The organism is Occallatibacter sp. (assembly GCF_049802275.1).
Classification (GTDB): Bacteria; Acidobacteriota; Terriglobia; order Terriglobales; family Acidobacteriaceae; genus Telmatobacter.
Map to the genome: position 1 here is coordinate 1 of NZ_JBARMD010000186.1, position 4,251 is coordinate 4,251.

Genomic DNA, 4,251 nt, shown 5'->3' on the forward strand with positions numbered 1-4,251 from the left:
GATGGACGCGAATGTGCCGCAGCTTGGTGGCAAGGCTCGCTTCGTGACAATCGAGACACGTGGCGGTACGGTGCGCGGAAGTGTGGACGGCGGTTGTGTATGCGGCCATCTCGTGGCAGCTTGCACAGCCTTGTCCCCGCTGCGATGTGTAATAGTACGACGCGCCGTAGACGAATGCGATGCCGAGGAACGCGACGCACGCGAACAGAAGTGCGAGAGTCTTGAGCAAGCGCATCATGATCGGAACGCCGTGCCTTTCCAGTTGCGGACGAGCGAGGCTGAGGCGTAGTAGGCGATGGCCATGATGGTGAGTACGGGATTGAATCCGCCGTTGTTGACGTGCACGCTGCCGTCGATGACGAAGACGTTGTCGACATCGTGGAGTTGGCAGTCGCGGTTGACGACGGAGCCGCGGGGATCGTTCCCCATGCGGCAGGTGCCGGCCTGGTGCTGACCGGCGGAGACGCTTTCAGAGTGCCAGTTCATGAGCGAGGTGTTGATCGCGCCGGATTCCTTGAGCCAGGCTTCTGCTCGCTTGGCCTGAACGTCACCGATCTCGAAGGTATGCGGGTGGACATTGCCTTCGAAGCGCGCGACGGGAAGACCCCACTGGTCGCGCACATCGGGATCGATGGTGACGCGTCCGGTTGCGGTGGGAATCTGCTGGGTCGGACCCATGACGACGATGGATTGTTTGTGCCAGTGACGCATGGCCTGCTTGTGGGCGAGTCCCCACCGCGGTGTGCCTGGTGGCATGCGATCGACCATGTGGATGGGAAGGCGGATGAATTCGTTGGCAAGCATGCCGCCGCCGCACAGGCCTGGCGTTCCGTGGTTGTAATCCATGATGGCGATGCTGGCGCCGGGACCGACGTCGTCGTAGGTTTCAAAGTCGAAGTAGCCGATGGCGCCGGTGTAGTGATGTCCCTGCAGGTTGCGGCCGACCTGGTCGTAGCGATTGCCGAGGCCATTGGGAAAGAGGCGGCTGCGCGAGTTCAGCAGGAGGCGCGCGGATTCGATGGCGGCTGAGGAGACGATGACGATGTCGGCGGGTTGCTGCTGGAGATGTCCGCGCTCGTCGAAGTAGGCCACGTCAGTTGCGCGGCCGCGATCGTCAGTGAGGATTTCCTTCACCATGCACTCGGTGCGGAGTTCGCAATTGCCGGTATTCAGGGCTATAGGAATTACGGTGTTCTGCGATCCGTTTTTTGCGTCGACTTCGCATGCAAATCCGCAGCACCAGCGGCAGCGCATACAGGGGCCGCGACCGTTGTAGGGCACGCTGTTGCGCAACATGGGCAAATGAAACGGATGAAGGCCGAGACGCTTTGCGGCAGGCTCGAGGATTGCGAATTCGCGGTTGGGCGGAAGCGGGGGCATGGGCAGTTCGCGACGACGCGGGCTGTGAAAGGGGGTGCCGGAGTAATCGCCCGAGACGCCGATTTCGTATTCAGCCTTATCGTAAAAAGGCTCTAGGTCGTCGTAGGTGATGGGCCAGTCTTCAAGCGAACTGCCGGCGGGCGCGCCGTAGGTGGATCGCATTTTGAAGTCCTGCGGCATGTAGCGCCAGGCTTGCGCGCCATAGCTCAGGGTGCCGCCACCGACACAAGCTGCGTTGTTCTGGTAGGCGCCTTCACTGGGCAGCACCGTGTGGGCGACGCCATTCTTATCGATCCAGACGCGCGGATTGCCTTTATCTTCGGGACCGAAGGCGTTGCCGAGCAGAGTCGTGCGCTGGTTGCGGAGGTCGTCTTTACGGCAGTCAGCCGGGGTGTACCATTTCCCGCGCTCAAGCAGAACGACACTTAAACCCGCTGTGGAAAGTTCTTTTGCAACGACGCCACCTGCCGCGCCGGCGCCGATGACCACGGCATTGACACGCTTCATAAGCGGTCACCTTTGCTGAGCGGAGGCGCAGTGCTGCGCAGGTCATATTGGGCGCGGCCGCGCAGAGGTGGCTCGGGAAGGCCCAGCATGTGCCAGCTTGCCGCATCGCGATTGCCGCCGTGGCGCGGGGAGCCGTAGTAGCCCTCCATGGTGTGCTGGCGGAGCAGCTCGAAGAAAGCGCGATCCTCTTTCTCGAGCGCGGTGACGATTTGGAGTTGTTGTACCGGGGTCGTATCGCCGGACGCGGAGCCAAAATGATTTCGGCTCATTGCGTCGACTTTTGCAAGGCCCACACGATATGTGTCCTGATGACGGCGATAATGGCGCGCGAGTTGACGGTCGATGTAGGTGACGACTCCCGCTTGGGATGCGCTGGGAAAACCGTCAGCGGGGATGATCCGATCGCAGAGAGCGGAAAGAATGCGCGCCTGGCTGTCGCTCAGGACATCCCATGCGGAGCTGGCGCTATGGCGACAGCCGATGACTGCAGCCGCGCTGCTGAAGGCTCCGGCTAATGCAAACTGTCGCCGAGTTAGAACTACTTTTGATGCGGGCCTGCGCATGGGCCGACCTCGAAAACACTATGGAAAAGATTGAGCGGGGTCGGGCTGGCCAACGCACGTTACCCATCACCTGACCATGCTCGGCGGCCAAGTGCTGAGTGGTCTGTGTTTCGAGTCACAAATGAAGCGAGACATTGAAGGGCGCACGCAAAAGTGAAAGGGCCATTCCGGAAAGGAACGGCCCTCGGTATGCGGTTTGCTGCCGGATCAGGGATGGATATTCTGACAGGCGGCAAGAGAAGGCGTCGGCCCTGGCAGGTAACAGGGCTGCCCGGCGCCCGGGATACGGCTGGAGATGTTGGCATTGCCCCGCGTGCCGTTTTGCGTGGTGACGCGCACGTCAACGATGTTGCCCTCAATCAGCACCGTGGTGTCAACGATGTCCTGATCGGTACGGAGGATGGTGAGGAAGGTGCTATCGGGCGATGCCACATAGACCTTGCCGTAGAGCGAATTGGAGGTCGAGACTACCGTTCGCGGGTGACCAGTGACGGCCAGGGTTTTCACTACGGTGTGGCTGGAAAGGTTCACAACGTGCACGGTACTGTCGGCCTGGTCCGCGGTGTATGCGCGGCTGCCGTCGGCCAGCACGGTAACGCTGGCGGGGTTATGCCCGACCGGAATGGTAAATGTCGTCCCAAACGTGGGGCTGTCATTTCCGAATACATCGAGGCTCACGTCAATGAGACTGATCGTGCCACCATCGTAGTCCGCCACGATGAGTTGCTGGGTGGCCGCAACGTACTCAGCATAGACGGGTCCTGCAACCGCAGGTACATTCGGTCCAGTCAAGCCAGCCGAGGTGGAGAGGGGCAGGCTGGGGTGGCAAGTGACGGGCTGGCCATTCTGGTTGGTGAAGGGTGTGCACTCGTCGAGAGTATTGTTCTGGCTGTTGATCACGGTCACTGTGTCGCTGCCGCGATTGAGCACATAGACGCGTCTGCCGTCGTTACTGGCGACGCCATACACGGGACACTTGCCGAGGGGGATGCGCGCGGAGATGGTGTAAGTGGCGACTTCAATTGAGTCGGCCTCGCCAACCTGCGAGACGGACGCTGGCGCATTGTTGCAGGCTACGTCGAAGGGCACGTTCTGGCTGATGGAGTAAATGTTCTGTCCAAGAGAACCCAGGCCCACCACGGAGATTGGAGTGGTCGCAACCGGAATGGCGAGTTTGAAGGCTTCGGCCGCGCCATTGATCGCCAGCACATTGATTTCGTTCTGGAACAGGTCGGGTGCCCACAGACCGGCAGTAGGCGAAAACAATCCCACGGTCTGGGCCGTCGTCGGCAAGGTGGAGTAGTAAACGTTCTTTTCCTGGGGCTGGGAAGCAGAGACCTGAAAATTGGTGAGCGTATGGTCGCTATTGGCGGTATACCCGTTCGCGCCGTTGGAATCGAGCGTAAACGCGAAGGGATTGGGCCCGATTGGGGCTTGGGTCAGAATGCTATCGCCGGAATAATCGATTACCGTGGCAACACCCGGGGAGTTCGCGGCCGGGGAGGAAACGACGACGGCGTATGAAGTGGGCTGTGCCCCCGGCCCGGTGGGGTTGATCGGGGTGATGACGGGCCGGTAAGAGTTACCGCAACCGGCAATGAAGGCGGCGACCGCAACTGCTGCGCCCGCTTGAACCAACCGCACGCGCGCCTGGCTTAAAACGTTGGAAAAAAGACTCATTCAGTTCTTTCCTGCTTACCTATCGATTGTAAATCAGCGAGCGGCTGAATCCGGGGTTCCCCGGTCGGCCGGTTCCGGGGAAGGTATTGAGGCGCCTCAACTTTGACGAAGAGACGCGATG

At 60.6% G+C, this 4,251-nt stretch carries 4 protein-coding genes; all 4 read right to left on the reverse strand.

Translation table 11 applies throughout. The annotated features are described in order from the left end of the window. Positions 1-238 (reverse strand): NapC/NirT family cytochrome c (locus tag WA354_RS06240; RefSeq protein ID WP_472812144.1); only part of this gene is annotated, 238 nt, incomplete at its 3' end. Continuing rightward, entirely contained in the window at positions 235-1,887 is a 1,653-nt protein-coding gene (locus WA354_RS06245) for a GMC family oxidoreductase (protein ID WP_472812145.1), read from the reverse strand. The genes WA354_RS06245 and WA354_RS06240, both read right to left, overlap by 4 nt. Further along, entirely contained in the window at positions 1,884-2,450 is a 567-nt protein-coding gene (locus WA354_RS06250) for a gluconate 2-dehydrogenase subunit 3 family protein (RefSeq protein WP_472812146.1), read from the reverse strand. Before WA354_RS06250 ends, WA354_RS06245 begins: the two co-directional genes overlap by 4 nt. A gap of 207 nt (positions 2,451-2,657) precedes the next feature. Then, entirely contained in the window at positions 2,658-4,130 is a 1,473-nt protein-coding gene (locus WA354_RS06255) for a YncE family protein (protein ID WP_472812147.1), read from the reverse strand. Between the last annotated feature and the right edge of the window lie 121 nt (positions 4,131-4,251).

What these genes read in the sequence shown, in the direction of transcription:
- WA354_RS06250 (WP_472812146.1), bottom strand. Translation starts at nt 2,450, where the DNA reads ATGCGCAGGCCCGCATCAAAAGTAGTTCTAACTCGGCGACAGTTTGCA.
- WA354_RS06255 (WP_472812147.1), bottom strand. Translation starts at nt 4,130, where the DNA reads ATGAGTCTTTTTTCCAACGTTTTAAGCCAGGCGCGCGTGCGGTTGGTT.
- WA354_RS06245 (WP_472812145.1), bottom strand. Translation starts at nt 1,887, where the DNA reads ATGAAGCGTGTCAATGCCGTGGTCATCGGCGCCGGCGCGGCAGGTGGC.